Raw genomic sequence first — 25,141 nt, 5'->3', positions numbered from 1 at the left:
ATTTATATCATGGACCACTAAGGAGAGTGTCGCAGATGCGTAAGAACCTACCCGTTACCGAAAGAGAACGTACTTTTCCAAAAGAGCAGCAGCTGATTTCTTCCACTGATATCAAAGGCACAATTTTGCATTGTAACGATGCTTTTGTCTCCATCAGTGGTTTTAGCAAAGAAGAGCTGGTGGGCAAACCTCATAATATAGTGAGGCACCCTGATATGCCTGAGGTTGCCTTTAAAACTATGTGGGGCTATTTGCAGCAAGGTAAACCCTGGATGGGGCTGGTAAAGAATCGCTGTAAAAATGGCGATTATTATTGGGTCAATGCCTACGTTACGCCTGTTACGGAGCATGGCCGGGTGGTGGGCTACGAGTCGGTGCGCACTGTACCCAGCCGCGCCCAGGTCGCTCATGCAGAGCAATTGTATAAAGCTATTAGTGATGGCAAAAATACCAACAAAGCTGGCTCCGATGTAGCATCCGATCTGCGCTGGTCCATTTTACCTTTGATTGCTCTGATCATCTCCGCGATTTTATGGTGGGCTTTAGGCTCTGTTGCTGCTGCAATTGCCTTGGCTCTGACAGCTGTACTTAGTTATGGCATGGGAGTTGTTCGTTATAAGCAATCATTGAACAGCTTGCTTGAGTTAATGCCAGCGGCATTTACCGATGCCTTGGCTGTCGCCTCTTACGCAAAACATCAGGGTAGACAAGGACAACTGGAGGTGGCTTTACTCGCGGAGAGCGCTCACTTAAATACCGTATTAACCCGGATTGAGGATGCATCAACAAAAGTGGCTGTGCTCTCGGAGCAAGTGCGGAAATTGTCGGTCGACGCGGCTGACAGTATTCGTAAGCAGCAAATGCAGACGGAGCAGGTGGCGACTGCGATGAATGAAATGACGACGACTATCGCTGAGGTGTCTTCTCATGTGCAGGACACGGCGAGCAAAGCCGATGATGCAGATGCCTTGGCCCGTTCAGGTTCAACTGTAGCGGGGCAGACGCGTGGCGCTATGCAACAGTTGCAAAAAACGGTGAACGATATTAGTCAGTCTGTCGCAGATTTGGCGGAGCAAACCAATAAAATAGTTGGAGCTGCGCAAATTATTGAGCAAATTGCCGAGCAAACGAACTTACTGGCACTCAATGCTGCTATTGAAGCTGCGCGTGCTGGTGAACAAGGCCGTGGTTTTGCGGTGGTTGCGGATGAAGTGCGGCTATTGGCGTCCCGTACTACGGCATCGACCAAAGAGATTTATGAGATTATTCAGCAACTGTCGACCAAAGCCAAAGCTTCTGTACTGGTAGCGGAAAATGGCCGGAAGGATGCCGAATTGGGGGTGACTCAGGTTGCTCAAACAGAAAAAGCGCTGGAAGGTATTAGTGTTGCAGTCAGCAGCATTGCGGCTATGGCGGGACAAATGGCCGCTGCCGTCGAAGAGCAGGCTCATGTGGCTGAAGATATTAACCAACAAATTGTCAGTATTTCTGATCTTGCCAGTAAATCACTAAGTCAGGGTACAGCGGTTAGCGAAAGTGGTAAAGATTTACAAAATACCTCTGAGCAGTTGCATGAACTGGTGGAGCGTTTCCGTAAAGTCTAGTTGGTGTTAACTGACTAAAGCCGGTGAGCCGGCTTTAGTCTTCAAATACCGAAATCGCCTGCAACTGTTTAAAGTCTGTGACTCCGGACAACACTTTTAAAATACCGTCCTGCACTAAAGTACGCATACCGTCTGTTACAGCCTGCTGCTGAATTTGCTCTATGCTGGCTTTATGATAAATCAGCTGCCGTACCTTGCCTGTGACTGGCAACAGCTCATGTACACCCACCCGGCCTTTATAGCCTGTTTGTTCACAAGCCGGACAACCCTTGGCTTTATAGAGTGTCAGCGGGCTTTTTAGCTCAAGTTCTGGCGCAAAAGCCAGGCCATAATGCCGCTCTATATAATCTTGTTCTATCTGGTCTGGTTGGTAGGCTTCTTTGCATTTAGTGCATAAGGTACGAACCAGCCGCTGTGCCAGAATACCGATGCAGGCGTCAGCAAAGTTGATCGGATCTATACCAATATCAATTAAGCGGGTAATGGTTTCAGGCGCTGAATTGGTGTGCAGTGTGGATAAGACTAAGTGCCCTGTGAGTGAAGCTTCGATACCGGCGTGCGCTGTTTCTTTATCACGCATTTCACCTATTAAAATAATATCCGGATCGGCCCGCAGAAAAGCTCGCAAAGCCACAGCAAAGGTTAAGCCGGATTTGTTGTTCATTTGCACTTGCTGTAAGCCTGGCTGGGTAATTTCAACCGGGTCTTCAGCTGTCCAGATTTTTTTATCCGTGGTATTCAGTCGTCCTAAAATGGCATGCAAAGTGGTGGTTTTACCTGAGCCTGTAGGGCCAACCACTAACAAGACACCATGAGGATGTTTGATCATCTGCGACATCATCTGGTAATTACGTGGGCTCAGTTGCAGCTTATCAAAAGGCAAAGCTTCTCCACTGGCTAAAATCCGCATCACCACACCTTCACCAAACACTGTAGGCAAAGTGGCAACCCGCACTTCGATGATTTTATTCGCCAGTTTGACGCTGAACTTACCATCCTGTGGCAGACGTTTTTCGGCGATATCCAGCCGCGCCATGATTTTAATGCGGGATACGACGGGAGGCATAAAAGCAGGTGGAATTTGAATTAGCTCACGACATTCGCCATCAATACGTAAACGCACGCGGCAGGAGCTTTTACCTTTACCGGATTCAATATGAATATCGGAGGCATTCAGGCGCTGTGCGTCCATTAAAACCCGGTTTACCAGCTTGACCACCACAGGGGTTTCTTCTGATATTCCTTCGTCTTCTTGTTGCAGAGTCTCAAGCGTCAGATCATCATCAGCTTCATTTAATAAATCGCCAAGCTCAGTCAGGTTATCCTCTTGCTGACCTTTAATGTAGTGATCGATATCGTCAGGTAAAGCGACATGAATATCGTAACTTAATAAGCCCGTCGCCCGTTCCACTTCCATCAGGGTATCGGCGTGGTTTGGGTTGGTCAGCACTATCACCACTTTGCCGGATTGGTCTTCGAGGATCACCAGGTGGTTTTTCAGCAAGTAAGAGCGGTTGAGTTTGCTGTTCAGCGTATGTAACTGATACTTATCAGGTTCAAAGCCAATAAAACTGACCTGATAGAAAGCTTCCAGCGATAAGCCCAGCTGTTCTTTACTGATTTTGTAGTCGGTGATGATTTTATTCACTTGAGTGGCAAAATCTTGTGGTGGTTGATTTAACTGTTGCAATTGGCTGGCTGAAATTAAATTACGGTGCTGTAAATAATCAAAAGGCCCGCGGGTTGCCCCTAATTCATAACGAAATTTCTGGCCCAGTAATTGCGCCAGCTGCATGGCTTTATCACAGTCTTCCTGACTAAAAGCTGATGCTGTTTTAGCGTTGATCAGCTGGATCACACCTAACAACACGTTTTGTTCAGTGATAGGCACGGCCAGAACAGAGCGGGTGCGAAAGCCGGATTTCTGATCAAACTGACGGGCGAAATTCAGTTTAGGATGGATCTGATGCAGTTCCTGTTCATCGTAAGCATCTTGAATCAATACTGATTTTTTACTTAAAGCGACATAACCTGCTATGGATTGTGGGCCTATGGGCACGCGGATTTCAGTCAGTTCTGAACCAGTTTTAAAGCGCGAATAAATATCCTGACTGTGATAACTCCGCTGATAAATAGTGATACGTTCGGCCGAAAAAAGCTGCAGTATTTGTGCTTCCAGTTCGGGAAATACATCCAGAAAACGTTCAGAGTTGTGGATAGACTGAAACAGTTCTAACAATTTCTGATAAAACGCCATAAAGCCTCTGCACCAGACTGTAGCTTGTCAAAGAAGGAAAAACTTCGTTGCTGTCAGTCTAGCATAGGGGATTATTTTTGCTGCGAGGCAGCCTGGCTAAGTGCTTGATCTAACTATTCGATGAGGCGCAGATTGCTGGCTGTACAATGGTAGAACTCAATAAACTATAAGCTTGCCCAGACTGCTTTAACTGATAAACCACACCATAGTCTTGTTCGGTGATCTGTGGTGCAGGCAGTTGACTCAGCAGATGGATCAGTTCAGGCGTGGTATTGCTGTGGCCAACCACCAGCACTGTGCTGTCCTGTTGCAGGATTTTTGCAGCAAGGGCTGGTAAATCACCGGCGTTATAAGGCTGTAGCTTCGCATCGGACTGAGCTAATGCAACTTGTTGAGCCGTTTGTTGAGTACGTTGATAGCCGCTGTGATAAATGGTATTCAGAGCTGTAGGGATCAATTTTGCCATCGCCTTAGCTTGCGCCAGACCACAAGGACTTAGCTCCGGGTCTTTGTCCGCAGATTTTAATTTTTCAGCATGCCGCACCAAATAAATCTCAAGCGGAGCTGCATGCAAAGTACAAGCTGTAACGCCAAGTAGTGTGATTCCGGCAAGAGCTGATAATTTTTTGATCACTGGTTAACCCCTTTTTTCCCGCTGTTTCGTCTAATTAAAAAACCAGTGGAGAATGCCAGATGAACAGCGTCGATGCCAGCAGCTAAAAAGAAAGGTTCACGGCAGGGCTTTTATTTTTTACACTAAGCGTCGTTTTTGTTCTGGATGATGCTTAGTGGAAGCTGTGTTAACTTTTCTTACCTCGTATCCCGAAGCAGTGCGGACTCAGGTGCAGTCTTTGATTGCACAAGGGCGCCTGGCTGAAGTGCTGGCGACCCGTTATCCTGAACCTTCGCATGATATTCAAAATGATAAAAGCTTGTATCAGTTTACTCAGGAGCTGAAGCAACGTTTTGTTAAATCCAGCCCGCCGGTCAGTAAAGTCTGTTTTGACGGCAAAATTCATCTGGATAACAGCTTAGGTTTGCATAGTTTTGTCAGCCGGGTGCAAGGTGGAAAACTAAAAGCCAAACAGGAAATCCGTATTTCTGCTTTATTTAAACAGCTGCCTTTTCCTCTGTTAAAGATGGTTGTGGTGCATGAATTGGCACACTTGCGCGAAAAAGATCACAACAAAGCCTTTTATCAATTGTGTCAGCACATGGAACCCCAGTATCATCAACTGGAATTTGACTTACGCCTGTTTTTAACTTTAAGACAGCTGGAAGGGAAAGCCTTATGAGCTCTGGTGATGCAGTATTTGTGTATGGTTTATTGACCTTGCCTGAAGTGGTATATGCGATTACGGGTAAACATTACGCCATGCAACAAGCCAGCCTGGCTGATCACAAAAGCTATGGTGTAAGCCAGCAGCCCGGTGAAACGCCTATACCTGCCTTAACTCATAGCCCTGGCCATGTGCAGCATGGACAGTTGCTGCTTGATGTTTACCCTGCCGAACTTGAAAAGCTGGACTTTTTCGAGGAGCTGGATTCAGGTTTGTATCTGCGCCAAAAGGTCAGAGTTCAGTCAGCAGGTTTATGGCTGGATGCCTGGTGTTATACCGCTGGGCCTGCTTTGGTGCCTTATTTAGCCGGAGAATGGTCTGTGCAACAGATCAGTGAAGAACACAAAAAGCATTTAATTACGCAGTTGATACCGTCGATGTTAACGACTTATCATAACTTACATGCCAGCAGTGGCACTACAACAAAGGCAACCCCTTTGTCTGAGGACTAACACATTGAAATTAATCCAATTACTGGTGGGCGCCTTCCTCGTCCTTTCCCCCCAGTTACTGGCGGCTGATGTTGACGAACTGGCTACCAATTTTGACTGGCACTTTCGCCAGACGTTAAAAAAGAACAATATTCCAGGCGCTGCTTACGCTATTGTCAAAGACAACAGAGTGGTGAAAGTAGGCGCCTATGGTGTGCGCTCCGTGGGCACAAAATCCAATGTTGATGCATACACTGTATTCCGGCTCGCTTCTGTATCCAAAACCTTTGCTGGACAATTATCGTCATTGTTGGTGCATCAGGGCCGTTTTCAATGGAATGATCCTGTCACGCGTTATGTGCCGGCTTTTTCCTTTAAAAGCCCTCGTCATACCGGCGCTTTAAGAGTGGAGCATTTGTTGTCACAAAGTGCGGGCCTGGTGCCTAACACTTATGATGATTTAATTGAAGCCAACCAAACCCCAGCCCAGATTTTACCTAAGTTTCGTTACTTAAACCCACGTTGTGCACCAGGTAAATGTTATGGTTACCAGAACGTATTATTCAGCCTGATCCGGCCTGTGATGGAAAAAACCACCGGCAGCAGTTATGAAAGTCTGATGGAACAAAAACTGTTTAAGCCATTAAAAATGCCAACAGCTTCAGTGGGTTATTCCGCTTTTTTAGCATCGAAAAATCGAGCCATGCCTCATGTTCGGGTAAAACGAGGCTGGGCAGAAACGAAGGTTAATCCAAGCTATTACCGGGTCAGTCCAGCGGCTGGAGTCAATGCCAGTGTGATGGATATGAGCCAGTGGTTAATGGCGCAATTAGGTCAATACCCGTCGGTATTAAGCCCTGCTATGTTGCAGGATGTGCGGACCAAAAGAGTAAAAGTGGCTGATGATTTAGGCGGTCGCACCTGGGGGCAGTATGTCACCACGTCCCATTATGGTTTAGGTGTGCGTATTTTTAACTTTGGTGGTCATGAAGTCTATTACCACGGCGGTTGGGTGAAAGGCTATCGTACTGAAATGGCGTACTCCAAAGAAAAAGGCGTAGGTTTTGTCGTGTTGATTAACGCAGAAACGAATCTGGTGGGCGATTTGTCTACCTGGTTCTGGTCAAACTTACTGGCGGTTAAACCGCATAAAAAGAAACGCATTGCTGCGCAAATGCAGCAAGAGTGGGATCTGGAGATGGAATCAGAAGCTGAGTGGCAAGCACCGCTGTTAGCGGACTAAACCCGAACCAGGCAAAGGACTGCTATACTCGTTTTGGTACAACCTAAGTGGCCCGCTGAAAAGGATAGATGCCCGATATGTCGATGGGAACCATAAGTCAGTCTTCGTATAGTAAAACCGTAAAAACTATTCTTAGCAAAATTCACGATGCCACAGCATTGAATGATTCAGTGTATGAAGTGGCCACTGATTATTTTCGTCATGCCAAACAGCAGGAAGAAAAACTTCAGCAATTACAGTTGCAAGTGCGCAAGCTGGAACAAAAACCAGAGCCGTCTTCCGCTGAACAAAAAAAGCTGGCCGAAGCTCAGTCTGCTTTAAAACTTTATATCCGTATGTTGGATGACAGTCGTGTTGAGCGCTACAGAGCGTTAAAAGCCTTGTGTTTGCAGGTGTTACAACTGACAGAAGGTGATAGCTTTGATGAAACAGTACAAATGTCGTCTAAGTTTTTGGGCACTATTCAGCTGCTGGCACCAAGCAATGGCAAGTATGTTGCTCCGGTGAATCAAAAGTTTAAGCATTTATACAAAGGCGTTTTAAGTTTGCGTTTGCTTGACCGCTTACTATTGGATAATGAGCTGAACAATAACTATGTGCAAGGTAAGGTGCGTGCAGCGAAAGAAATGCTGGATAATGCAGAAGCAGCGTATCAGGCCGATTACTCGCCCTTTCGTGATGATGTACAACTACCGTTATTAATGGCTGCTATTTTACAGGATATAGGCACTTATCATCCTGACGCTCTGGCTATTCTCAAAGGTGCGGATGGCGATCTGGATGAGTTTAGGGTGCTGGATGATGAAAACCGTGTTGCGCTGTTAAAAATCAATTATCAGGAGACACTGAGTTACGTCACGAAAGGCTTAGCCTGTGATCGTTATGTCGGCAATTCAAAAGAAGAGCGGGAGCTGTTTAATCAAAACGAGCAGGACAAACTGAATTTTGTTTACACCTTGCTTAAAAACGCCATAAAACCTGAAGGTGGCGTAGGTAACTTGCTGAAAATTCCCCAGATTTATACCTCTGTTGTGTTGTCGACTAAATTAAATCATAGCTATGAGTCTTTGCCTAAAGCGGCGCTGGTGCTGCAAAGCGGTGTGGAGCGGGGTTATTACCATAAAGCGGCTGTGGATGCGCTGATCAAAATTACCGGCTTGTTCCCACAGGGTTATGGCGTGACCTATATTCCGAAAGACTCAGACAAGCGCGATCTGGATAGATACGAATATGCCCTGGTGGTGTCTTTGTATCCTCCTGCCACAGATATGCCGATATGCAGAGTGGTAACCCGTAGCATGACCTTCAGTAACACTGGCACTAATGTAGTCGTCAGCGTGGACAATAATCTGTATTTCCCTGCGGCACGCAAGAAACTGGAAAAAATGAGCGAAGAGCGGCTGTTGGAAATTCTGAGTAAGCTGGTCTCTAATTTTGAAGAACGTAAGAATATGGAATTAATTCCTAAATGTTGGTTTCCTGATGAGTATTTCTCTTACAGTAAAAATCAGAATTTATGGAATAAAGTGACCACTATTCAGAATTGATGCTCCTGCATTTTCGGGATCCCGTGCATCCTGTACATCGTCGACACAATGCTCCTGCAGTGTCGACATACCGTACCTCCTGTACATAAAAAAGCCCGGCTATATAGCCGGGCGAAAAACAGCGGTTCAGGGAGATGAATAAAACCGCTTGCGCTAGAACTCCTCACTGCAAAAAACTGTTTATTTGCTAAAACTTATCATCGGGTAATAACGATAAGCACTGATCTTAAACACATGGACCATAGCTTCTGGCTTTGGTTCCGTGTCAGGTTGTACCAGTCTTTTGCATAAATAATGGGTGACCAACAGGCAGAGCAGCAACTGAAGTTGTGACAGATATGTTCATCGCTGCATCCATCTTGTGTTGATTTGTGCTCAGCATAAAGATGGATGCAGGTGAAAGATAACGCTTTAACTCAATAGCCTCTATCGGTTTAATTGATGAGGCTGCTTTGTGAGGATTTAAACTAGCAGTGCAGCAGTACGCAGCAATACAGCGGGTTGTCGTAACCATCGCAGGTTTTGTACTCGCGATAGCCCTTAGAATGCGCCAGCGCAAGCCAATAAGGCTGCCCGTGCAGGGTAATACGCTGACTGACAGGGTGCTGTTTTGCAGAGCGAAATAATTCGACCGGCAAAGGCACACTATGTCCTGTTGGCCAGAGTTCAGCAGTGCTGGATGCCAAAATGGCACCTTTCTCATCGATAAAACAGGCGGAAAAATCAGCCTTCACTTCTCCTTGCTCATTTTTGGGCAAAATATCCAGCAACATTGCACTAAATTGTGGCGCGCTATCAAACACCAGCGCTATGCCTCCCTGAGCTTTACCTGCTGTGACATCGGTAAAGACAGGCGCATGGTAGATGTAAGTCGATTGCTGCTGATACAAAGCACTGGGCTCAAAATCGCTGACCGCATACTGATGAGGAGAATTTAATAACAGGCAATCTGCAGAGCCGCTATTGTCTGGCATCTGCTGCAGCTGTTCTGTGGTATCTCTGGCGCTGCATAAAATACGCTGTGCTTTGTCGTAGAGATAGATGTTGGAATAAACAGTATATAAATCATTAATGTAGGCGAGTTCTTTTGCTGCTTCCTGCTGTTTTTCTGAGTCTGGTTGTCGTAGTAACTCCTGAAACTTTTTATTATGAGCCCACCAGCGACAGTCATTGGCGCGTTCATACAGATTCCTGTCCATAATATCCAGAGCTTGCCGTGCCAGCATCACCAACTCTTCCAGTTGACTGTGTAATACGGTATGAGCCAGTTCTTCCACTGAATGAGAAAACACCTGATGGATTTCTTTGCCTATACCACGTATGGCATCAAGCACAGGCACAAACTCTACGGCGTCGTTGCGGGCCGCTGAAATAACTCCATTGAGTACAATCAGACTGAGTTCATCGTTCACTTGCAAAGACGAGCGATGAATATTAAATAGTTCAGGAAATAACTTGAGGTTATTCATATCCAGCTCTTGTTGGGCTGGTTTAGGCTGATTTGACAAGCTTTTTACCGGTGTCCAGATCTGGGTTTGCCAGGCAGGACCAAAGTAACCCTGATAACCCTGAGTTTGCGCAAAACTTAGCAAGTAATCCCGGCTTTCTACTTTTCTTAGCCCCAATTGCTGCTGTCGTCCTGTGGTTTGTTGGGGCGGTAACAGCTCAGCGTCGGAGCTAAATACAGTGCTGCCATCTTCAGATTGCAGTAACAATATACTTTGGCTATGTTCTGGCAGTAAGTTTTTGAAAATCGTCGTTATTTCATCATCAAATTTAAAGCAAAGGCACAGCACCCCCAAAGCAATACCCTCGTCGGAAAGCACAGCCTGGGCATAAATCAGGCTTTGTTTTTGCTCCGGTTGCAGGTCGGAATACCTGAAAGTTTCGCTAAATTGTTGGGGCTGTTGCAGGCACTGCTGCACTAAGGGATCACGGCTGTATTTTTGCGTCTGCGACTGGTCAAGCCTTAACAATATTTGACCGTCAGGGCCAACTAACACTACATCCTGATACACCGAATAATAACTGACATAGTTGGCTAAATGCTGCTGTATAACACCAACTGCTTCAGCGCAAGGCTCTGCTAAAAAGCTGCGGATTTGGCTGTCAGTTGCCAGAAAACCTATATCTGCTGTGCGTTCAAATAAGTTACGGATCAGCACGTCGATAGCAATCTGGCAGCAGGTTTTGTCTGTTAATAGTGTTTTTTTGGTTTGTTCCAGCAGTAAGTTGTCGATCAGAATTTGTTGTAGCTCAGTGAAGCGTTTTTTAGTCTGATCCATGCTGTCGAGTATGGTAGAGCCAAGACGTAAGCTATTGATTTTACCTATTAAACTGACTTTGCTCCACCAGCTGTCCAGTTCAGTTAACTTTTGTTCGTACTGTAAAACGCCACTCATGTGAGGTTTCAGATGATTTTTATGGTGTTCGAAAAAAAACTGCATGTACAACCAACGCCTGAGCTAATGCCCTCCAATGGATCCGCAGGGATCAATGCAAGGGCTTTGCCAGTCTGTCAGACGTTTGTCTCAACGATTTTTTCGATACATGTCTAAATAGAAATTCAGGCTAATTTGCGGCGAACTTGCGGCAAAATGCTGTTTTTGCTCTGGTTTAAACTTCCAGGCTAAAGGGGTCATTTCCAACAGATTTAACACCATGTCAGCAGGCAGGTCTGTCAGTTGTAGCTTCAACTCCTGACGCTGTTGATGTTCAAAACCCGAAATGGTTTCAATCTGATCGCTATGCAAGCGTACCGAACTGTATACCTGCTGTTTAATCTCCAGTAAATGCTCTGGTGCAGGCGTTACAGTTAGCAGCTGGCCATCTGCTTTTAATACCCGTGCTAATTCGTCTGGTTCACAAGGAGCACATAGTTTTAATGCAGCATCAAAGCTTTGGTCGGCAAAAGGCAGATGCCAGGCACTGGCGACACAAAACTTGATAGCGGGGTAGCTTTTGGCGGCTTTTTTGATGGCTGTTTTGGCAATATCCAGACCGTACAATCTGAGTTCTTTGTCTGCCAAAGCTTGCATTAGCCTGTTGCTGTAATAGCCTTCGCCGCAGCCGAGATCAAGCACCACAGGCTGTAGCGGTAACTCTGCGGCAAAACACTGATTCACCGCATCGGATAGTGGCTGATAATAACCTGCATTTAAAAAGTCGCGGCGGCTTTGCATCATCAGCGGCGAATCGCCTGGGACTTTCGAGTTTTTTTGCTGCACCGGCAATAAATGCAAATAGCCCTCTTTGGCGAGATCAAAGCTATGGTTTGACGCACAAACAAAGCTGTTCTGCTGTTGAATCAGGCTTTGTTGGCAAAGGGGGCAACGATACATACAAACTTCTCCGGTCACGATAAAAAACTCTGTTAATTCAGTTGCAGCAAATCCCAGCGGGTGCCGTACAAGTCTTCAAATACAGCAACAGTACCATAGACTTCTTCGCGTGGTGTTTCGAGGAATTTCACGCCTTGTTGTTGCATCAGGGCATGATCACGCCAGAAATCATCGGTATTTAAAAACAGAAAAACGCGGCCACCACACTGATTGCCTATCTGTTGTTTTTGCTGCTCGTTATTGGCTTTGGCCAGCAAAATAGCTGTTTCAGTCGCGCCTTTAGGCCGCACAACTACCCATCTTTTTTCGCCTTGTGGGCTGTCTTCCATTAACTCAAAACCAAGCTTTTGTGTATAAAATTCGATAGCTTCATCATAGTCAGCAACTAATAAACTAATTAAACCTAAACGTTGTTTCATCATACTCACTTAGCGCAGATCAAAAAGTGGCGCTATGCTACCGACCCGCAGCTTTGGATACCAGTAAATATTCGTGTTTGACCCGGCTTTGGCTGGGCAGACTAAGTATGCAATTGGTATACTGCGGCCTTTGATTTATCTGTGTGGAGAAAAGAATGTCTGGCTCAGAACTTGAACTCTGGACTTTGGATGAGTTGTGCGATCATGCGTTTGCTATTTTTGAAGAGTTAGCAGAAGACAACTTGTCCGCTGAGGATTATGCGTTGTATCAACAGCATGCAGCTGCCTCCGCCTATGTGGATTTAGTTCCAGCGACAGACGACTGGGTGGATATGATCGCCATGGATATTGACCCTGAACTGCATGTAGAAGCTCATATTGGTTTGGCTGATATCAACAATGTTGCAGAGATAGTTCTTGCCAGAATTTTACTGAGCAAAGAAAAGTTTGAGACTTTATGCCATGCCCGTTGGCGTGGACAAGACTAAAATCGGTTAAAAAATTAGCCAAGTCTCGGATTTTGTATCGTTTTTTCTAAATTTTTCTTTTGCGACTGGCCATCTTCCGCCTACACTAAAGGGGTGTGAGTGGCCGGATCATCGATCTGAGAAAAAACGAGGCATAGGTTTGAGTCTTACCCGATTTGATTTTAGTAAGTTATTTGATCTCAATGTGTTAGTTGTTGAGTCTGATCCTGCGTCTGGTCATCAGTTAAAACAAATACTGACTGGCCTTGGCATCAAAAAAGTAGAGCTCAGCCGTACAGCTCAGGATCTGTTGAGCTGTGAAGGTACTGCCCCTTACGATGTAATTTTTCTTGATTATGATGCCGAACCCTCTGTTGTAGGGGCCGATCTGATTGAGTTGTTGCTGCACAAACACATTGTTAGTCCCTTGTGCCGTCTGGTGGTGTTATCCACTGCGACAGAGCGGCAGAAGTATGCTGTGGATTATCCTTTTCATCAGATTGATTTTCTCGACCAGCCCTGCAATAAATTCCATATGGACGAGCAGCTCAAACTGCATGTACGCTTAAAACCTTTTATGGATCAGATACTGCCTCTGGTACATAAACGCCGTTATGTCGATGCTTTTAAATTGATTAGTGAACTGCAACAAAAAGCCGGTGCTGACACGCCGTTAGCAGTGTTGCAATTAAAAGCTGAAATGTTGCTGGAGCTTGGCGTTTGTGATGCTGCTTCTGCATTGATTAAATCGGCTTGTGCTAAACAGCAGGGCTGGGCTCTGTGGTTGCAGTTCTTACTTGATTACGAGCAAGGTGATCTGCAGTCCTGTAACAGCTTTTTAGTGAATGTGACAGAAGAAGTACTGCGTTATCAGGAACGAAAAGAAGTCTGGCAAGTTTATCTTGCTCTGGAAAACGAAGATTACGCTGCCGCTCTTAATGTGGCGGTTAAATTCCCTGCTGCCGGTATGTCGACCTATATTACTCAGTTGGTGCAACTGGTGATGATGGTGTCGGACAAAACAGAACAAGCCATTGAACTGATTGAGCGTAAAAGACGTCTTTCCGGCAGCGGTTATCAGTTTTGTGTATTGACTGTTACTTTGTGTAAGTTGTTGCTGTTCTTAATGGCCCAGCCGATGGCAGAGCAGCGTATCGCTCAGTATCAGGCGATGTTACAGCAATGTTTTCGCCAGTTGATCACTGACAAAGAAGCCAGTCAGTTTGCTGCTGATATTATCTGGTTGCAGGGCAGTTTAGTCTGTCAGGCCGATGGTAAAGATGCTGCTATTGGCTTTTTAGAAAAACAAAAACAGCATTTAGCTGCTATGCAGATGTCTGTCGCCAGTCAGTGTCATGGTGCCAGCCTGATGGCCAGCCTTGGTAAGATGAATGCAGCTTTTGATTTAATGTATCTGGCCAATAAAGCCTTAAATTTGCTGCCGCACAGCATACATAAAGTGTATGCAGCTTGTGTGCATCAGCAGGCCTTTTATTTGATTTATGCTGCAGCCGACAGAGGGCAGGTTTATGCCCAAATGGGTTTACGACATGAAAAAGAAGGTGAATTACGCCCTGCAGCTCAAATGTATTATAAGGCGTATCTGGCAGAACCTGGTTATTTAACCCATCAGGAGCATTTAGCAAACTTGCTAAGCCAGTTAAAGCTAAGCAAGTTTAAAACTTTTGTGCTGGAAGAATTTAACCAGCGCTGAAGTTAACCGCCGTTAGCTTGGGGATTAAAGCTTTGTTCCAGTACTAAAGCCAGACGCACAGCAGCTTGTTGCAGCCTTTGTTCCAGCTGTGGCAGATGCTGTTGCTGGTAACGCTCGTCTATTAACATGCCCGGTTTATAACCCTGATAAATCAGTTTCACCAACAACACCGATTCATTGGCCCAATCCAATACGCTGACGGTTTGCCACTGCTGTTGTTTAGCCTTTAGTGTCTGATACAAAGCCTGTTGTTTCGCATCATCCTGATAAGAGGCGGCTTCCAAAATACGACTGTCCCAGACGCCATGTAAATTGGATGGCTCACCGGCAAAATACACTGCAGTTCTGTTACCACCTAAATCATCAGCATAACCAGCGTGCAAAGGTTGATGTAAGTCGCCAATAAAGTGACCAACAAACAGCAAAGCTTCTAGCTGAGTTTTTGACGGCGCAAAAGGCGTCAGCTTTTTCCGCTGTTGTTCAATAGCCGACAAGACACAACCTTCTGCAGGGCAGTGCTGCATAGTGAGCTTAGTGTCAGAGCGCTGAATATTGACGTAATGCCAGACTTTGGTGTGCTGATATTCAGGCAAGGAGCGTACCTGATCCGGCCAGGAGCAGGCTTTGGTAAAATCGTTTTGTTCGTGCAATTGCATCAGTTGTTGCACTTTTTGCTGGCTGACAGGGCTTAATAACTGATAAGCCATAGAGCAGACCATCTGGTGGCCTAATTCACCAAAAGCAAACACAGGGCTACAAAACAAAGCCAAAGCTAAAGCCAGACTACGCATAAAGTATTTCCTTATTCATCCACGAGTTGAGTGACTTGCCAGTGGGCGAGCGGGCTTTGTGAAAGCAATGGCGCCAACTCTTTTAAGCAGCTTTCCATATCCTGTTTCAGCGTAAAAGGCGGGTTAATCACCAGCATGCCGCTGCCTGTCATACCAAAACCTTCAGCGTCTGGCTGTGGGCAGTATTCTATCCGTAGCTGATTACGAATTTGTGTATCGACAATGGCATCAATAAAGCTTTCGACCGCCTGACGTTCGATCACCGGATACCAGATGGCGTAAGTGCCTTGTGGAAAACGCTGCACTGCCTGTTCCAGACCTTTGATCAAATCCTGATACTCGGTTTTTAACTCATAAGGCGGGTCAATCAACACTAAGCCGCGTTTAGCCAAAGGGGGCAACATAGCTCGTATACCGGCCCAGGCGTCCATTTTTTCAATACGACTGTGGCGGCGACGCTGGAACTGGCTGGCCAGAATAGGATGATCGCTAGGGTGCAATTCGGTGGCTTGAATGGTGTCTGTAGCACGACATAACAAATCGGCAATTTTTGGTGAACCCGGATAAAAAGCTAAATCGTCGCTGTCGTTCACCAGCCTGATGGTCTCCACATAAGCTTTGATATCAGCATTGCTGCCCTGGTAGTTCCAGAGTTTGCCTATACCTGTCTGGTATTCCGCAGTTTTTTGCGCTTGTTCGCTATGCAGACTGTATAAACCGGCTCCTGCATGCGTATCGTGATAGCAAAAAGGCTTATCTTTGCGTTTTAAATAATTCAGGATACAAATCTGCACCAGATGTTTAATCACATCGGCGTGATTACCTGCATGATAACTATGACGATAACTCAGCATAAGCCCACTCTTTTTTGGATCGTTTTTAAGATGCTTTTCGCGTCGATGCGCACTAAAAGCGCAAGCATACTGCGCCAGAGCAGAAAGGCAAGTATTCTGTGAGCCGCCGCAAGTCAGAAGTTGTTTGGGCTTCTGCGCTTTGCAGTGTTAAAATCTGTGCCATCAGCGACACCGCAAGCACAGGATCTCCCTTGAATCGCAAAACCTCAACACCACAGCATAAAAAATCGCAGTCTGGATCAGAGCTACAAAAGCCATGGACTAAAGCAAAACCAGCATCGTCCAAAACATCTGAAGCAAAAACTGCTACGCCTAAAGCTGTGTCTGCCAAAGTGTTAAAACAAAATCGTCAGGAAGAAGCCAAAATTTATGGTGAAAATGCCTGCCGGGTGGCCTTTTTGCAGCGCCCTGAGGCCCTGGTACGTTTGTATTTAAGCGAGCAAATGGCACCTAAGTTTGCGGATTTAATGAAATATCTGGCTGCCAATAAAAAAGCCTACCATGTGGTATCTGAAGCCGAGCTTGAAAAAGTAGCAGGCAGTCAGCATCACGGTGGTGTGGTGCTGTTGGTTAAACGTAAGCCAGTGGTATCACTGGCCACTTATTTAACTCAAAACGGCCGTAAAAAGCAGGATTGTTTGCTGGCGTTAGATGGCGTAGGTAATCCGCATAATTTAGGTGCTATAGCCCGCAGTTGCGCTCACTTTGGCATTAGCGGCATTGTAATGAAAGACCCGGATTTACTGGCACATGGCGCTGCAGCCCGCACAGCTGAAGGCGGTGTAGAGTTTGTTGAAGGTTTAAGTTGTGACAACCTGCCTTTGGCATTGCAGCTATGTAAACAAGCGGGCTATACCCTGGTGACCACCTCAAGCCATGGTGGCGTATCACTGTACAGCAGCCAGTTGCCCGCTAAAGTGGTGATCGTCTTTGGTGAAGAAATGTTTGGTGTATCTCAGTCTGTGGCTAAATCTGCCGATATCGCCTTACAAATTCCTGGCACAGGCAAAGTGGAATCGTTAAACGTCAGCGTGGCTGCCAGCCTGATTTTGGGCGAATGGTATCGTCAGCAGCAGTAAACAACACGAAGCGTCTGAGCATGAAAAAGCCCTGATTAAACAGGGCTTTTTTCTGGCTGCTTTTTCTCCATCATTTTGCCTGTTACAGCCCAGACTATTAATGCACCCCAGGCAATAAAGGAAAAACCAGCTGGTATATTGGCAATTAAAATCAGTTTCAAATGTTTGCGGTTAAAAGCCAACGCAAGCAGGCTTGGCAAAAAGTAGACCCCCAAAAACAAGGGTAAAAAAATCAGCCATTGTGTCAGTGAAGCTTTGGCAAAAGCGCCGCTTAATGTTGTCATCATTTCGTTCATCTTTTAACCCTCTGTGTGATCCACGTTTGTATTCAACAGTTTCAGAGTAAAAGATGGGTCAGCCCAAGCCTTAAAAAAAGTGATTTTCGGGCTATAACGAGGAAATACGGTTAACCCCAGGCATTAAATAACTGTTTTAGTTGCTGCACCTGACGGCGGCTGACTTCCACTGCCGAGCCATCTTTGAGCACAACAATCAGGGTACCTGCAGCCAGACCTGGTTCAATCTGTGAAATAGCATCAATACGCACTATGTCGGAGCGGCTGACTTTAAAAAACTGCTGCGGGTTTAAACGCATCTCTACTTTGGATAAGGAGCTATGTAAAAAGCTTTTTCCGTCCTCGCAGTAGACTGCTGTGTGGTTGCCAATACTTTCAAAACGTTGAATTTCATTCAGTCGTTTGATCCGGCTTATCTCACCAAACTTCAGCAATATGCCATGTTGTTCAGGCAGGTAACTTTGTTGCTGGCCTGAAGAATGCTGTTGCTCCAGCTTTTGAATGGTTCGTTCCAGCCGCTCTGGTGCTACAGGTTTTAATAAATAATCCAAAGCATTCAATTCAAAAGCATCCAACGCATAGTGCTCAAACGCAGTACAAAATACAAAATGGCAGTGTGGCTGTAATTGTGGTGCCAGCTGCAAACCCGATAAACCCGGCATCTGAATATCTAAAAACACCAAATCAAAAGCTTGCTGCTGCATCAGCTCTAAAGCCTGCTCCGCTGTGCTGGCTTCTGCCTGAATACTGATCTGTGGGTAGGGGCTCAGTAAACGTCGCAATTCGGCTCTGGCTAAACGTTCGTCATCCACCAGCAGAGTATTAAACATAAGGCAGCTCCATCCTCAGTTCAAACTGATGCTCTGTTTTTGTTTGCTGCCATCGGACACTATCTCCCAGCTGCAACTGCAGTCTTTGTTGTAAGTTAGCCAGTGAACTGCCAGTGCCTTTAAAGGGGCTGGCAGCTTTGTAGCTATTGCTGACCGATAGCACCCAAAGAGAGTGGCTTATTTTTTCTGCTTTGACCTTCAGCCAGCCCGGTTCGGCATTGGGGCTGATACCATGTTTAATCGCATTTTCAATCAGCGTTAGTAAAGTCAGCGCTGGTAGTTTTTGCGTCAGGCAATCATCAGCCAGTTCAATACTGGTTTCCAGCCGTTGCTCTAATCGAACCTGCTCTATCTGCAGGTAAAACTCTGCGGTTTGCCACTCTTCAGCTAAAGTGGCGACAGGGCGCATTTGGCTTTGTAAATGAATACGCAAGAGTTCAGATAACTGAGTGACGGTTTGTGCTGCCTGCTGCTGATTTTCAAAAATTAAGGCGCGCACTGAATTTAAGGCGTTAAACAAAAAGTGCGGGCTGAGTTGGTAAGTCAATTGCTGAATTTGAGCTTGCTGCATCTGTTGTTGCAACAGCTTTTTTTGTTGCAGACCATGCCAGAATAAATAAATCAGGCTCCAGCCCAGCAATACGATAAGGGTGTTAAAACCACCCAGCAGCCACTGATTAAACTGAGAGAACTCCATCAAAACCTGTTGGTTTTGGTGGTTAAAGCTAACGGTATCAATTTGAGTGGTTTTTAATAAATCCAGCTTGGTCGTCAGCATCGAAATAGCTGAACAAAATAACGACAAAGCTGTTAAATACAAAAAACTCCATAGGGCAGGGAGTAGTTTCTGTGAAACACTCAGTAAATAATATTTCAGCACAGGCCTTAACAGCAAATGAGTGACAAGTACTATGTTGGCACAGTCAATTACACCCCGGATCACAAAGCGTGAGGCTAAACTGGTTTCTGCTAATTCCAGAAAAGGTTGCATCATCACCAGATAGCTGGCAAAAAACAGCGTGATAAAAATCAGCTGGCCAAGCAGATAGGCTCTGCTAAAACGGCTTGATAACTCAACAGCACGACTTAAAAAATCAGACAAGATAAGGCTTCCAAAAGCAGGCAACTTTGATGTTTTACCGCAGCTTACAAAAAACAACAAGAGGTCAGGGCAATAGTGTCAGCAAAGTGCCTAAAGCTGGTGCTGTTTTTAATGTCAGGTAAGGCCCCATAGCCAGAATACAGCTCAGGCTGGCAAAACTCAGCAGAAACCCCGTCAATCGTTGTTTGTTATTTTCCATCTTCTCATCCTCTCCAGTGAACTGGTGTTAGTTTGTGGTAATTGTTGGCATTTGTTTTATAAAAAGTGACCAGCGGTGACTTAAGGGGATAGAAGGTTATTTTGGCTTTGGAACAGGCTTACATCAGTCTTGCCTTGTATTTTGATTGCTTTATTGGTTTGATACCTGTAACGAGTTGGAAAAGGTGATCTCAGGATGAAGCAAGGGTTATGGTTGGCTGTATTTTTTATCGTTCTGATCTGGTCTGGCATTGCACCTAAAGATCAATTTACCTGGTTTCTGGAAGTCTTACCGGCCTTGATTGGTTTAGTGGTGCTGGCTGTGACCAAAAGCCGCTTTGCGCTAACTCCTTTGCTTTATGTATTGATATTGCTGCATTGTGTAATTTTGATGGTTGGCGGTCATTACACTTATGCAGAGGTTCCACTCTTTGACTGGATCCGGGACTGGACGGGCGGAGAGCGCAATAATTACGATAAAGTAGGGCATTTTGCTCAGGGGTTTATCCCGGTGATTATTTGCCGTGAGCTGATTTTGCGTAAAGGTTTAATTTTTGGCCAAAGCTGGCAATGTTTTTTCAGTGTCTGTTTTTGCTTAGCTTTCAGCGCTTTCTACGAGCTGATTGAATGGTGGGTCGCCTTGTTATCCGGTGAAAATGCAGAAGCTTTTTTAGGAACTCAGGGGTATGTCTGGGATACTCAGTCTGATATGGCCTGGGCGTTAAGTGGTGCTTTGATTGGCTGGTTTACCCTCAAAGGCTTACATGATAAACAATTGCGGCAACTGCGCGCAGCAGCGGATAAAGGCCAGAACTAGTCGAGCACTGGCCTTTGTAGCTTTTAGTCTTTGTTTAAGCTGACTGGACCATTGATCTGGTCAATTTTCAGCTCACCAGATCCATCGTCCAATAAAGTAAAACCACCAGCTTGTTGCACGCGGATATCGCCAGAACCATCACTGACACTGACCATGCCTTTCACTTGCTGAATATCTGTGTCACCGGAGCCGTCTTCCACCAGCACAGCACCTGCAATCTGTTGAATAAACAGATCGCCCGAGCCATCTTCCACAGTCAGATTGCCAGTTAGCTGGGTCAGACTGACATTACCTGAACCATCTTCCAGTACCAGATTACGACCACCTTGCACTGTTAAATTGCCCGAGCCATCTTCAATCACCAGATCAGAGCTTAAGCCTTCAATACTGATATCACCTGAACCATCTTCCAGTGCTAATGCCAGTTCAGCTGGTACTTTGACGATAAGATCTGCATAAGCAGAAGAACCAGTACACATACCAATACAGGAGCCGCCGACAGATTTAAGCACAGCTGCTGAGCCTTGTTTTTCCAGTGACAATGTAAAGGGGCGGTCTTCGCTGGAATACAGATCTGCAGTCACTTCAATCTGACTGGCACCTTTGACACCAATAATTTTCAGGTCGCCTGCTTCAGTTTCAGCTTTTAATTCAGTCAAATCAGCGGCATTTAAATGCAAATGGAGTTGCTCGTGTTTTAGATCCTCCGCCGCAGAACTATTGCCTACGTGAATAACACAAGCACTGAGTAATAATGTCGGAATACAGACAGCAAGCAATTTTTTCATAACAGGTCCTTAAAGCAACTCCTTGATAGTGCTGTTAGTCTGCCTGTTGTGCTGACGAATTGCAAAAGAACGGTAAGAGTTAAAATCATTTAAAAACAAATGCTTATAAATTGTTACTCTTTGCCTTTAAATGTTTCAGGAACTGTATACAGCTTTTTGGTAACGCGAGAATAAGAGCTGAACCCGCTCCACATAGGTCTGCGTTTCAGCGTAAGGTGGGATACCCTGATGTTTATCTACAGCACCGGGTCCGGCGTTATAAGCCGCCATAGCCAGTTTAATATTGCCTTTATAACGTTTAAGCAAAGAGGACAGATAAAAAGCACCGCCCTGAATATTCTGTTGTTGATGCCAGACGTTTTTTACTCCTACTTCAGTGGCGGTATCCGGCATCAGTTGCATTAAACCCGCAGCTCCGCTTTTGGATAATGCTTTGGGATTAAAAGCAGACTCGGCATGGATCACAGCTCTTAATAAAGCCGGGTCCAGGTGATGGTTTTTTGCAGCTACGGATATTTCCTGCTGATACTTCTGCAGAAACAATGGTGTATTGTGCCAATTCACAGTGCTTTTCAGCTCACAGGCGAAACAATCAAAACGCACCAACTGATAAGGTCGGTTTTTTGGTGCTCTGTCGGAAAAAGCGGTCACGCCATTGGCTTGCTGATAACGATACACAGGCGGATTATCTGCGGCCACTGTTGTCGTCAGCACTAAAAAAACACAGCCTGTCAGAACTTTAGCCGCTTGAAGTTTCAATTTATGCCCCCACCTTAAAGCTGACTTAATCAGCATAGTCATTCTTTGCATTTTTTGTGGTATTCGTTAGCAAAGAGAGAGTGCAGTTCAGAACTGTGTTTTTATAGTTGTCATAGTGGCACTGTAGAATGAAGTGGAAAAACAGATAAGATTTTCAGTTTTTCAATCACAAAAACAGATTAACTTTATAGATTTAATTCGTTATCTCAAATCGTGTGGAACAGCTATTCTTTGTTCCATCGAAGCGAGTTCATTTTTAGTAATCAACCAACATGGAGTAAGACAATGTCTTCAATTATCAACAGCACCATCAAGCCATTTAAAGCGACTGCCTTCCATCACGGTAAATTTGTTCCAGTGACTGAACAGGATCTGGCTGGCAAATGGTCAGTAGTAGTATTCTACCCAGCTGACTTCACTTTCGTTTGCCCAACTGAATTAGGCGACCTGGCTGATTTCTACCCTAAGTTCCAGGAAATCGGTGTTGAAGTTTACTCAGTATCTACTGACACGCATTTCACTCACAAAGCGTGGCACGATGCTTCTGAAACTATCAAGAAAATCAACTACCCAATGATCGGTGACCCAACAGGCACTATCACTCGTAACTTCGGTGTGATGATCGAGGAAGAAGGTTTAGCTTTACGTGGTACTTTCGTAATCAACCCACAAGGCGAAATCAAAGTTGCTGAAATTCACGACTTAGGTATCGGCCGTAGCGCTGCAGAACTGTTCCGTAAAGTTCAGGCTGCACAATACGTAGCAAACCACGACGGTGAAGTATGTCCAGCTAAATGGACTCCGGGTGAAGCGACTTTAGCTCCATCTTTAGACCTGGTTGGTAAAATCTAAGTCTGATTAAGACTGTGTGGGGCTGAACTCTCAGCCCCTTTAATTCCGAAATTTGTGAGTTTTGCTCACCAGAATTTACTGGTACGGCGAAGCTTTGTCCAAAAGGGCAGTGGCAATCCACCTGAAGGTGGCTGTAACTAAGGGGCCAAATATGTTAGATACCAATTTAAAGAACCAATTAAAAACCTATTTGCAAAACCTGAAAAGCCCGGTGGAGCTGGTAGTTGCGTTAGACGGCAGCGATAAAGCAGCCGAGTTAAAAAGCCTGGCCGAAGATATCGCCGGTTTAAGTTCTCTGATCCATTTAAAAGATGAGACAGACCCGGCAGTATTAAAGCCATCTATGTTGGTGCGCTCTACTGCTAAAAACACTCAAATTCGTTTTGCTGGTGTGCCTATGGGCCACGAGTTTACTTCATTGGTTCTGGCTTTATTGCATTCAGGCGGCCACACCATTAAAGAAGAAGTTGCTGTACTGGAGCAAATTGCTTCCTTACAAGGTGAATTTAACTTCGAAGTTTTTGTGTCTTTAAGCTGCCAGACTTGTCCTGAAGTCGTGCAGGCGCTGAATTTAATGGCGGCAGTGAATCCAAAAATTAAAACCACCATGATTGACGGTGCTGTATTCCCTGATGAAGTCAGCAAACGTAACATCATGGCAGTACCTACAGTCTATTTAAATGGTCAGCAGTTCTCTCAGGGCGCTATTACCCTGACCAATATTCTGAACAAAGTCGATAGCGGTGCTGCGGCTCGTCAGGCTGAAGCTCTGAAGACCAAAGACAACTTCGACATGCTGATTGTTGGTGGTGGCCCTGCTGGTTCTGCAGCTGCTATTTACGCTGCCCGTAAAGGCCTGAACACAGGCATTGTTGCTGAGCGTTTTGGTGGTCAGGTTGCTGATACTGTAGGCATTGAGAACTTTATTTCTGTCAAAGAAACTGAAGGTCCAAAACTGGTGGCTAACTTAGAGTCTCACGTTCGTCATTACGAAGTGGACATTATGAACAGCCAAAAGGCAGTGAAACTGGGCAAAAGCGATTTGTTTGAAATCACGCTTGAAAACGGCGCAGTACTGAAAAGTAAAAGCATAGTGTTATCTCCTGGTGCACGCTGGAGAGAGATGAACGTGCCTGGTGAAAAAGAATACCGTGGTAAGGGTGTAGCCTATTGCCCACACTGTGATGGTCCTTTATTTAAAGGCAAAAAAGTAGCAGTGATAGGTGGTGGTAACTCTGGTATTGAAGCTGCTATAGACCTGGCTGGTATTGTTCAGCATGTCACAGTGCTGGAGTTTGACAGCGCATTGCGTGCAGACGCAGTGCTTATCAAAAAAGCGCAGTCTATGGGCAACATCACTATTATTACTCAAGCACAAACTACAGAAGTGTTGGGTGATGGTCAGCGTGTGGTTGGCTTGCAATACACAGACCGTACCAACGGCGAAAGCAAAACTGTTGAACTGGCCGGTATCTTTGTACAGATTGGTTTAGTACCAAATACCGAATGGTTACGTGGTGCTGTGGAATTAACGCCACGTGGTGAAATCATGGTCGACAGCCACGGCCAGACGTCATTAAAAGGCGTGTTTGCTGCAGGCGATGCGACGAATACACCGTTCAAGCAAATTATTATTGCGATGGGCAGTGGTGCAACAGCGGCTTTAGGTGCTTTTGACTACCTGATCCGTAACTAACTGTTCACCCTGCGCAAAAAGGCCGCCGCTAAAAAGGTGGCCTTTTTTTATGCTTGTAAAACAAATGTGATTTAGGTTAAATAAGGTGTTTTTGAAATAGATACAACAGGACGTTGAGATGTTACATCAGGGAAAGTTAAGAGACTGGAACCCCGGCAATGGCAGTGGCTTTATTCAGCAGGAGAAAGCAGGGCCGGATATTCGCATCAGCAGCAGTGGTTTTCGCAAGAAACCTGAGAATTTGCAAGACGGCGATAGCATATTTTTTCAGATTGAAGTCGACCCCCAAGGTAAACCCAAAGCTGTATTCGCTTATAGAGCCGGACAGCATTTTGCACCAGCACCAGCACCTGCAGTGAAAAAACCAGCTTTGTCATCTTTGCCATTCCAGCAGTTGTTATCTGTAGTGGTGACTTTATCTATTCTCGCCTGGCTTGGTTATCAATCGATGCATTTGCTCAGGGCTGAAGTTTCTTCGCCAGCAGTTGCAGGGGGGATTGAAACTACTGACCCGCAAAGTACTACTGCTTCATTTGAAAATCCGGTCTGGCCACCTATACAAGCCCAACAATACCCGCAATTTCAGTGTGAAGGTAAGCAACACTGTTCTGAAATGAGCTCCTGTGACGAGGCCAGGTTTTATTTAAAAAACTGCCCTAATGTGTTGATTGATGGTGACAACGATGGCCGTCCTTGTGAGAAGGATTGTTGAGATG

The 25,141-nt window shown here is 45.5% G+C and carries 25 protein-coding genes; 12 read left to right on the top strand and 13 right to left on the bottom strand.

Annotation, left to right across the window (positions count from 1 at the left end; all coding sequences use genetic code 11):
* Positions 1-35: 35 nt before the first annotated feature.
* Positions 36-1,604 carry a methyl-accepting chemotaxis protein gene (locus LSG34_RS18225; RefSeq protein ID WP_233010598.1) on the top strand — a complete coding sequence of 523 codons (1,569 nt, stop codon included), beginning with the start codon at positions 36-38 and terminating at the stop codon, positions 1,602-1,604.
* A gap of 34 nt (positions 1,605-1,638) precedes the next feature.
* Here LSG34_RS18225 and LSG34_RS18220 read toward each other — a convergent pair whose 3' ends face one another.
* Entirely contained in the window at positions 1,639-3,861 is a 2,223-nt protein-coding gene (locus LSG34_RS18220) for a GspE/PulE family protein (RefSeq protein WP_233010596.1), read from the bottom strand.
* Positions 3,862-3,970: 109 nt separating this feature from the next.
* The gene (locus tag LSG34_RS18215; protein ID WP_233010595.1) at positions 3,971-4,495 is read right to left on the bottom strand and encodes a phosphoglycerate mutase family protein; all 525 of its coding nucleotides are present in this window, start codon (positions 4,493-4,495) and stop codon (positions 3,971-3,973) included.
* A gap of 163 nt (positions 4,496-4,658) precedes the next feature.
* On the opposite strand from LSG34_RS18215, the gene LSG34_RS18210 reads away from it, so the two are divergent.
* The 4 genes from LSG34_RS18210 to LSG34_RS18195 all read left to right on the top strand — a co-directional run bounded on the left by LSG34_RS18210 (position 4,659) and on the right by LSG34_RS18195 (position 8,422).
* Positions 4,659-5,156, top strand: a complete 498-nt coding sequence (locus LSG34_RS18210; RefSeq protein ID WP_233010593.1) for a M48 metallopeptidase family protein — start codon at positions 4,659-4,661, stop codon at positions 5,154-5,156.
* Positions 5,153-5,653 (top strand): gamma-glutamylcyclotransferase family protein, encoded by a 501-nt coding sequence (locus LSG34_RS18205; RefSeq protein ID WP_233010592.1) that lies wholly within the window; start codon positions 5,153-5,155, stop codon positions 5,651-5,653. The genes LSG34_RS18210 and LSG34_RS18205 overlap by 4 nt, the downstream gene beginning before the upstream one ends.
* A gap of 4 nt (positions 5,654-5,657) precedes the next feature.
* Positions 5,658-6,875: a serine hydrolase domain-containing protein gene (locus LSG34_RS18200; RefSeq protein ID WP_233010590.1), complete on the top strand. Its 1,218-nt coding sequence runs from the start codon at positions 5,658-5,660 to the stop codon at positions 6,873-6,875.
* 77 nt (positions 6,876-6,952) lie between these two features.
* Positions 6,953-8,422 (top strand): hypothetical protein, encoded by a 1,470-nt coding sequence (locus LSG34_RS18195; protein WP_233010589.1) that lies wholly within the window; start codon positions 6,953-6,955, stop codon positions 8,420-8,422.
* Positions 8,423-8,889: 467 nt separating this feature from the next.
* Here the strand turns inward: LSG34_RS18195 and LSG34_RS18190 are convergent, their stop codons facing one another.
* The 3 genes from LSG34_RS18190 to LSG34_RS18180 form a co-directional block, all read right to left on the bottom strand.
* Complete coding sequence (locus tag LSG34_RS18190; protein ID WP_233010588.1) at positions 8,890-10,824, bottom strand: hypothetical protein; 1,935 nt, start codon at positions 10,822-10,824, stop codon at positions 8,890-8,892.
* Positions 10,825-10,953: 129 nt separating this feature from the next.
* On the bottom strand, positions 10,954-11,763 hold the full coding sequence (gene rlmA, locus LSG34_RS18185) for a 23S rRNA (guanine(745)-N(1))-methyltransferase (protein WP_233010586.1): 810 nt from the start codon (positions 11,761-11,763) through the stop codon (positions 10,954-10,956).
* 32 nt (positions 11,764-11,795) lie between these two features.
* Positions 11,796-12,182 (bottom strand): VOC family protein, encoded by a 387-nt coding sequence (locus LSG34_RS18180; protein ID WP_233010584.1) that lies wholly within the window; start codon positions 12,180-12,182, stop codon positions 11,796-11,798.
* A 155-nt stretch (positions 12,183-12,337) separates the two neighbouring features.
* Between LSG34_RS18180 and LSG34_RS18175 the strand changes: the two genes are divergently transcribed.
* Entirely contained in the window at positions 12,338-12,670 is a 333-nt protein-coding gene (locus LSG34_RS18175) for a DUF440 family protein (protein WP_233010582.1), read from the top strand.
* Between the two features lie 139 nt (positions 12,671-12,809).
* Positions 12,810-14,363 (top strand): response regulator, encoded by a 1,554-nt coding sequence (locus LSG34_RS18170; protein ID WP_233010580.1) that lies wholly within the window; start codon positions 12,810-12,812, stop codon positions 14,361-14,363.
* Positions 14,364-14,365: 2 nt separating this feature from the next.
* On the opposite strand, the gene LSG34_RS18165 is transcribed toward LSG34_RS18170, so the two are convergent.
* Together LSG34_RS18165 and LSG34_RS18160 are read right to left on the bottom strand one after the other, a co-directional pair.
* Positions 14,366-15,154 (bottom strand): S1/P1 nuclease, encoded by a 789-nt coding sequence (locus LSG34_RS18165; RefSeq protein ID WP_233010578.1) that lies wholly within the window; start codon positions 15,152-15,154, stop codon positions 14,366-14,368.
* A gap of 11 nt (positions 15,155-15,165) precedes the next feature.
* Positions 15,166-16,008: a 23S rRNA (adenine(2030)-N(6))-methyltransferase RlmJ gene (locus LSG34_RS18160; protein ID WP_233010576.1), complete on the bottom strand. Its 843-nt coding sequence runs from the start codon at positions 16,006-16,008 to the stop codon at positions 15,166-15,168.
* 191 nt (positions 16,009-16,199) lie between these two features.
* Here LSG34_RS18160 and LSG34_RS18155 point away from each other — a divergent pair, with 191 nt between their 5' ends.
* The gene (locus tag LSG34_RS18155) at positions 16,200-17,087 is read left to right on the top strand and encodes a tRNA/rRNA methyltransferase (RefSeq protein ID WP_233010575.1); all 888 of its coding nucleotides are present in this window, start codon (positions 16,200-16,202) and stop codon (positions 17,085-17,087) included.
* A 35-nt stretch (positions 17,088-17,122) separates the two neighbouring features.
* Here the strand turns inward: LSG34_RS18155 and LSG34_RS18150 are convergent, their stop codons facing one another.
* From LSG34_RS18150 to LSG34_RS20805, 4 genes are all read right to left on the bottom strand, one after another.
* Positions 17,123-17,374 (bottom strand): superinfection immunity protein, encoded by a 252-nt coding sequence (locus LSG34_RS18150; RefSeq protein WP_233010573.1) that lies wholly within the window; start codon positions 17,372-17,374, stop codon positions 17,123-17,125.
* Between the two features lie 119 nt (positions 17,375-17,493).
* The gene (locus tag LSG34_RS18145) at positions 17,494-18,213 is read right to left on the bottom strand and encodes a LytR/AlgR family response regulator transcription factor (RefSeq protein WP_233010572.1); all 720 of its coding nucleotides are present in this window, start codon (positions 18,211-18,213) and stop codon (positions 17,494-17,496) included.
* Entirely contained in the window at positions 18,206-19,315 is a 1,110-nt protein-coding gene (locus LSG34_RS18140; RefSeq protein ID WP_233010570.1) for a sensor histidine kinase, read from the bottom strand. Before LSG34_RS18140 ends, LSG34_RS18145 begins: the two co-directional genes overlap by 8 nt.
* Before the next feature lie 64 nt (positions 19,316-19,379).
* Positions 19,380-19,514, bottom strand: a complete 135-nt coding sequence (locus LSG34_RS20805) for a hypothetical protein (protein ID WP_269822959.1) — start codon at positions 19,512-19,514, stop codon at positions 19,380-19,382.
* A 195-nt stretch (positions 19,515-19,709) separates the two neighbouring features.
* Here LSG34_RS20805 and LSG34_RS18135 point away from each other — a divergent pair, with 195 nt between their 5' ends.
* Complete coding sequence (locus tag LSG34_RS18135) at positions 19,710-20,330, top strand: DUF2238 domain-containing protein (RefSeq protein WP_233010568.1); 621 nt, start codon at positions 19,710-19,712, stop codon at positions 20,328-20,330.
* Positions 20,331-20,353: 23 nt separating this feature from the next.
* Here the strand turns inward: LSG34_RS18135 and LSG34_RS18130 are convergent, their stop codons facing one another.
* Positions 20,354-21,118, bottom strand: a complete 765-nt coding sequence (locus tag LSG34_RS18130; RefSeq protein WP_233010567.1) for a DUF4097 family beta strand repeat-containing protein — start codon at positions 21,116-21,118, stop codon at positions 20,354-20,356.
* Between the two features lie 135 nt (positions 21,119-21,253).
* On the bottom strand, positions 21,254-21,877 hold the full coding sequence (locus tag LSG34_RS18125; protein WP_233010566.1) for a lytic transglycosylase domain-containing protein: 624 nt from the start codon (positions 21,875-21,877) through the stop codon (positions 21,254-21,256).
* Between the two features lie 285 nt (positions 21,878-22,162).
* Between LSG34_RS18125 and ahpC the strand changes: the two genes are divergently transcribed.
* The 3 genes from ahpC (at position 22,163) to LSG34_RS18110 (ending at position 25,137) form a co-directional block, all read left to right on the top strand.
* Positions 22,163-22,729 carry an alkyl hydroperoxide reductase subunit C gene (gene ahpC, locus LSG34_RS18120; protein ID WP_127025081.1) on the top strand — a complete coding sequence of 189 codons (567 nt, stop codon included), beginning with the start codon at positions 22,163-22,165 and terminating at the stop codon, positions 22,727-22,729.
* 151 nt (positions 22,730-22,880) lie between these two features.
* Positions 22,881-24,425: an alkyl hydroperoxide reductase subunit F gene (gene ahpF, locus LSG34_RS18115; RefSeq protein WP_233010564.1), complete on the top strand. Its 1,545-nt coding sequence runs from the start codon at positions 22,881-22,883 to the stop codon at positions 24,423-24,425.
* A 118-nt stretch (positions 24,426-24,543) separates the two neighbouring features.
* Complete coding sequence (locus LSG34_RS18110; RefSeq protein WP_233010563.1) at positions 24,544-25,137, top strand: excalibur calcium-binding domain-containing protein; 594 nt, start codon at positions 24,544-24,546, stop codon at positions 25,135-25,137.
* The last annotated feature ends 4 nt before the right edge of the window (positions 25,138-25,141 follow it).

Origin of the sequence: Rheinheimera faecalis (assembly GCF_021290965.1) — a bacterium.
GTDB classification, from domain to species: domain Bacteria; phylum Pseudomonadota; class Gammaproteobacteria; order Enterobacterales; family Alteromonadaceae; genus Pararheinheimera; species Pararheinheimera faecalis.
The sequence above is the reverse complement of the archived record's forward strand: the minus strand, read 5'-3'. Positions and strand labels throughout refer to the sequence as shown.

What these genes read in the sequence shown, in the direction of transcription:
- ahpC (WP_127025081.1), top strand. Translation starts at nt 22,163, where the DNA reads ATGTCTTCAATTATCAACAGCACCATCAAGCCATTTAAAGCGACTGCC.
- LSG34_RS18195 (WP_233010589.1), top strand. Translation starts at nt 6,953, where the DNA reads ATGTCGATGGGAACCATAAGTCAGTCTTCGTATAGTAAAACCGTAAAA.
- ahpF (WP_233010564.1), top strand. Translation starts at nt 22,881, where the DNA reads ATGTTAGATACCAATTTAAAGAACCAATTAAAAACCTATTTGCAAAAC.
- LSG34_RS18220 (WP_233010596.1), bottom strand. Translation starts at nt 3,861, where the DNA reads ATGGCGTTTTATCAGAAATTGTTAGAACTGTTTCAGTCTATCCACAAC.
- LSG34_RS18135 (WP_233010568.1), top strand. Translation starts at nt 19,710, where the DNA reads ATGAAGCAAGGGTTATGGTTGGCTGTATTTTTTATCGTTCTGATCTGG.
- LSG34_RS18175 (WP_233010582.1), top strand. Translation starts at nt 12,338, where the DNA reads ATGTCTGGCTCAGAACTTGAACTCTGGACTTTGGATGAGTTGTGCGAT.
- LSG34_RS18205 (WP_233010592.1), top strand. Translation starts at nt 5,153, where the DNA reads ATGAGCTCTGGTGATGCAGTATTTGTGTATGGTTTATTGACCTTGCCT.
- LSG34_RS18190 (WP_233010588.1), bottom strand. Translation starts at nt 10,824, where the DNA reads ATGAGTGGCGTTTTACAGTACGAACAAAAGTTAACTGAACTGGACAGC.
- LSG34_RS20805 (WP_269822959.1), bottom strand. Translation starts at nt 19,514, where the DNA reads ATGGAAAATAACAAACAACGATTGACGGGGTTTCTGCTGAGTTTTGCC.
- LSG34_RS18130 (WP_233010567.1), bottom strand. Translation starts at nt 21,118, where the DNA reads ATGAAAAAATTGCTTGCTGTCTGTATTCCGACATTATTACTCAGTGCT.
- LSG34_RS18165 (WP_233010578.1), bottom strand. Translation starts at nt 15,154, where the DNA reads ATGCGTAGTCTGGCTTTAGCTTTGGCTTTGTTTTGTAGCCCTGTGTTT.
- LSG34_RS18160 (WP_233010576.1), bottom strand. Translation starts at nt 16,008, where the DNA reads ATGCTGAGTTATCGTCATAGTTATCATGCAGGTAATCACGCCGATGTG.
- LSG34_RS18225 (WP_233010598.1), top strand. Translation starts at nt 36, where the DNA reads ATGCGTAAGAACCTACCCGTTACCGAAAGAGAACGTACTTTTCCAAAA.
- rlmA (WP_233010586.1), bottom strand. Translation starts at nt 11,763, where the DNA reads ATGTATCGTTGCCCCCTTTGCCAACAAAGCCTGATTCAACAGCAGAAC.
- LSG34_RS18150 (WP_233010573.1), bottom strand. Translation starts at nt 17,374, where the DNA reads ATGATGACAACATTAAGCGGCGCTTTTGCCAAAGCTTCACTGACACAA.
- LSG34_RS18145 (WP_233010572.1), bottom strand. Translation starts at nt 18,213, where the DNA reads ATGTTTAATACTCTGCTGGTGGATGACGAACGTTTAGCCAGAGCCGAA.
- LSG34_RS18110 (WP_233010563.1), top strand. Translation starts at nt 24,544, where the DNA reads ATGTTACATCAGGGAAAGTTAAGAGACTGGAACCCCGGCAATGGCAGT.
- LSG34_RS18180 (WP_233010584.1), bottom strand. Translation starts at nt 12,182, where the DNA reads ATGAAACAACGTTTAGGTTTAATTAGTTTATTAGTTGCTGACTATGAT.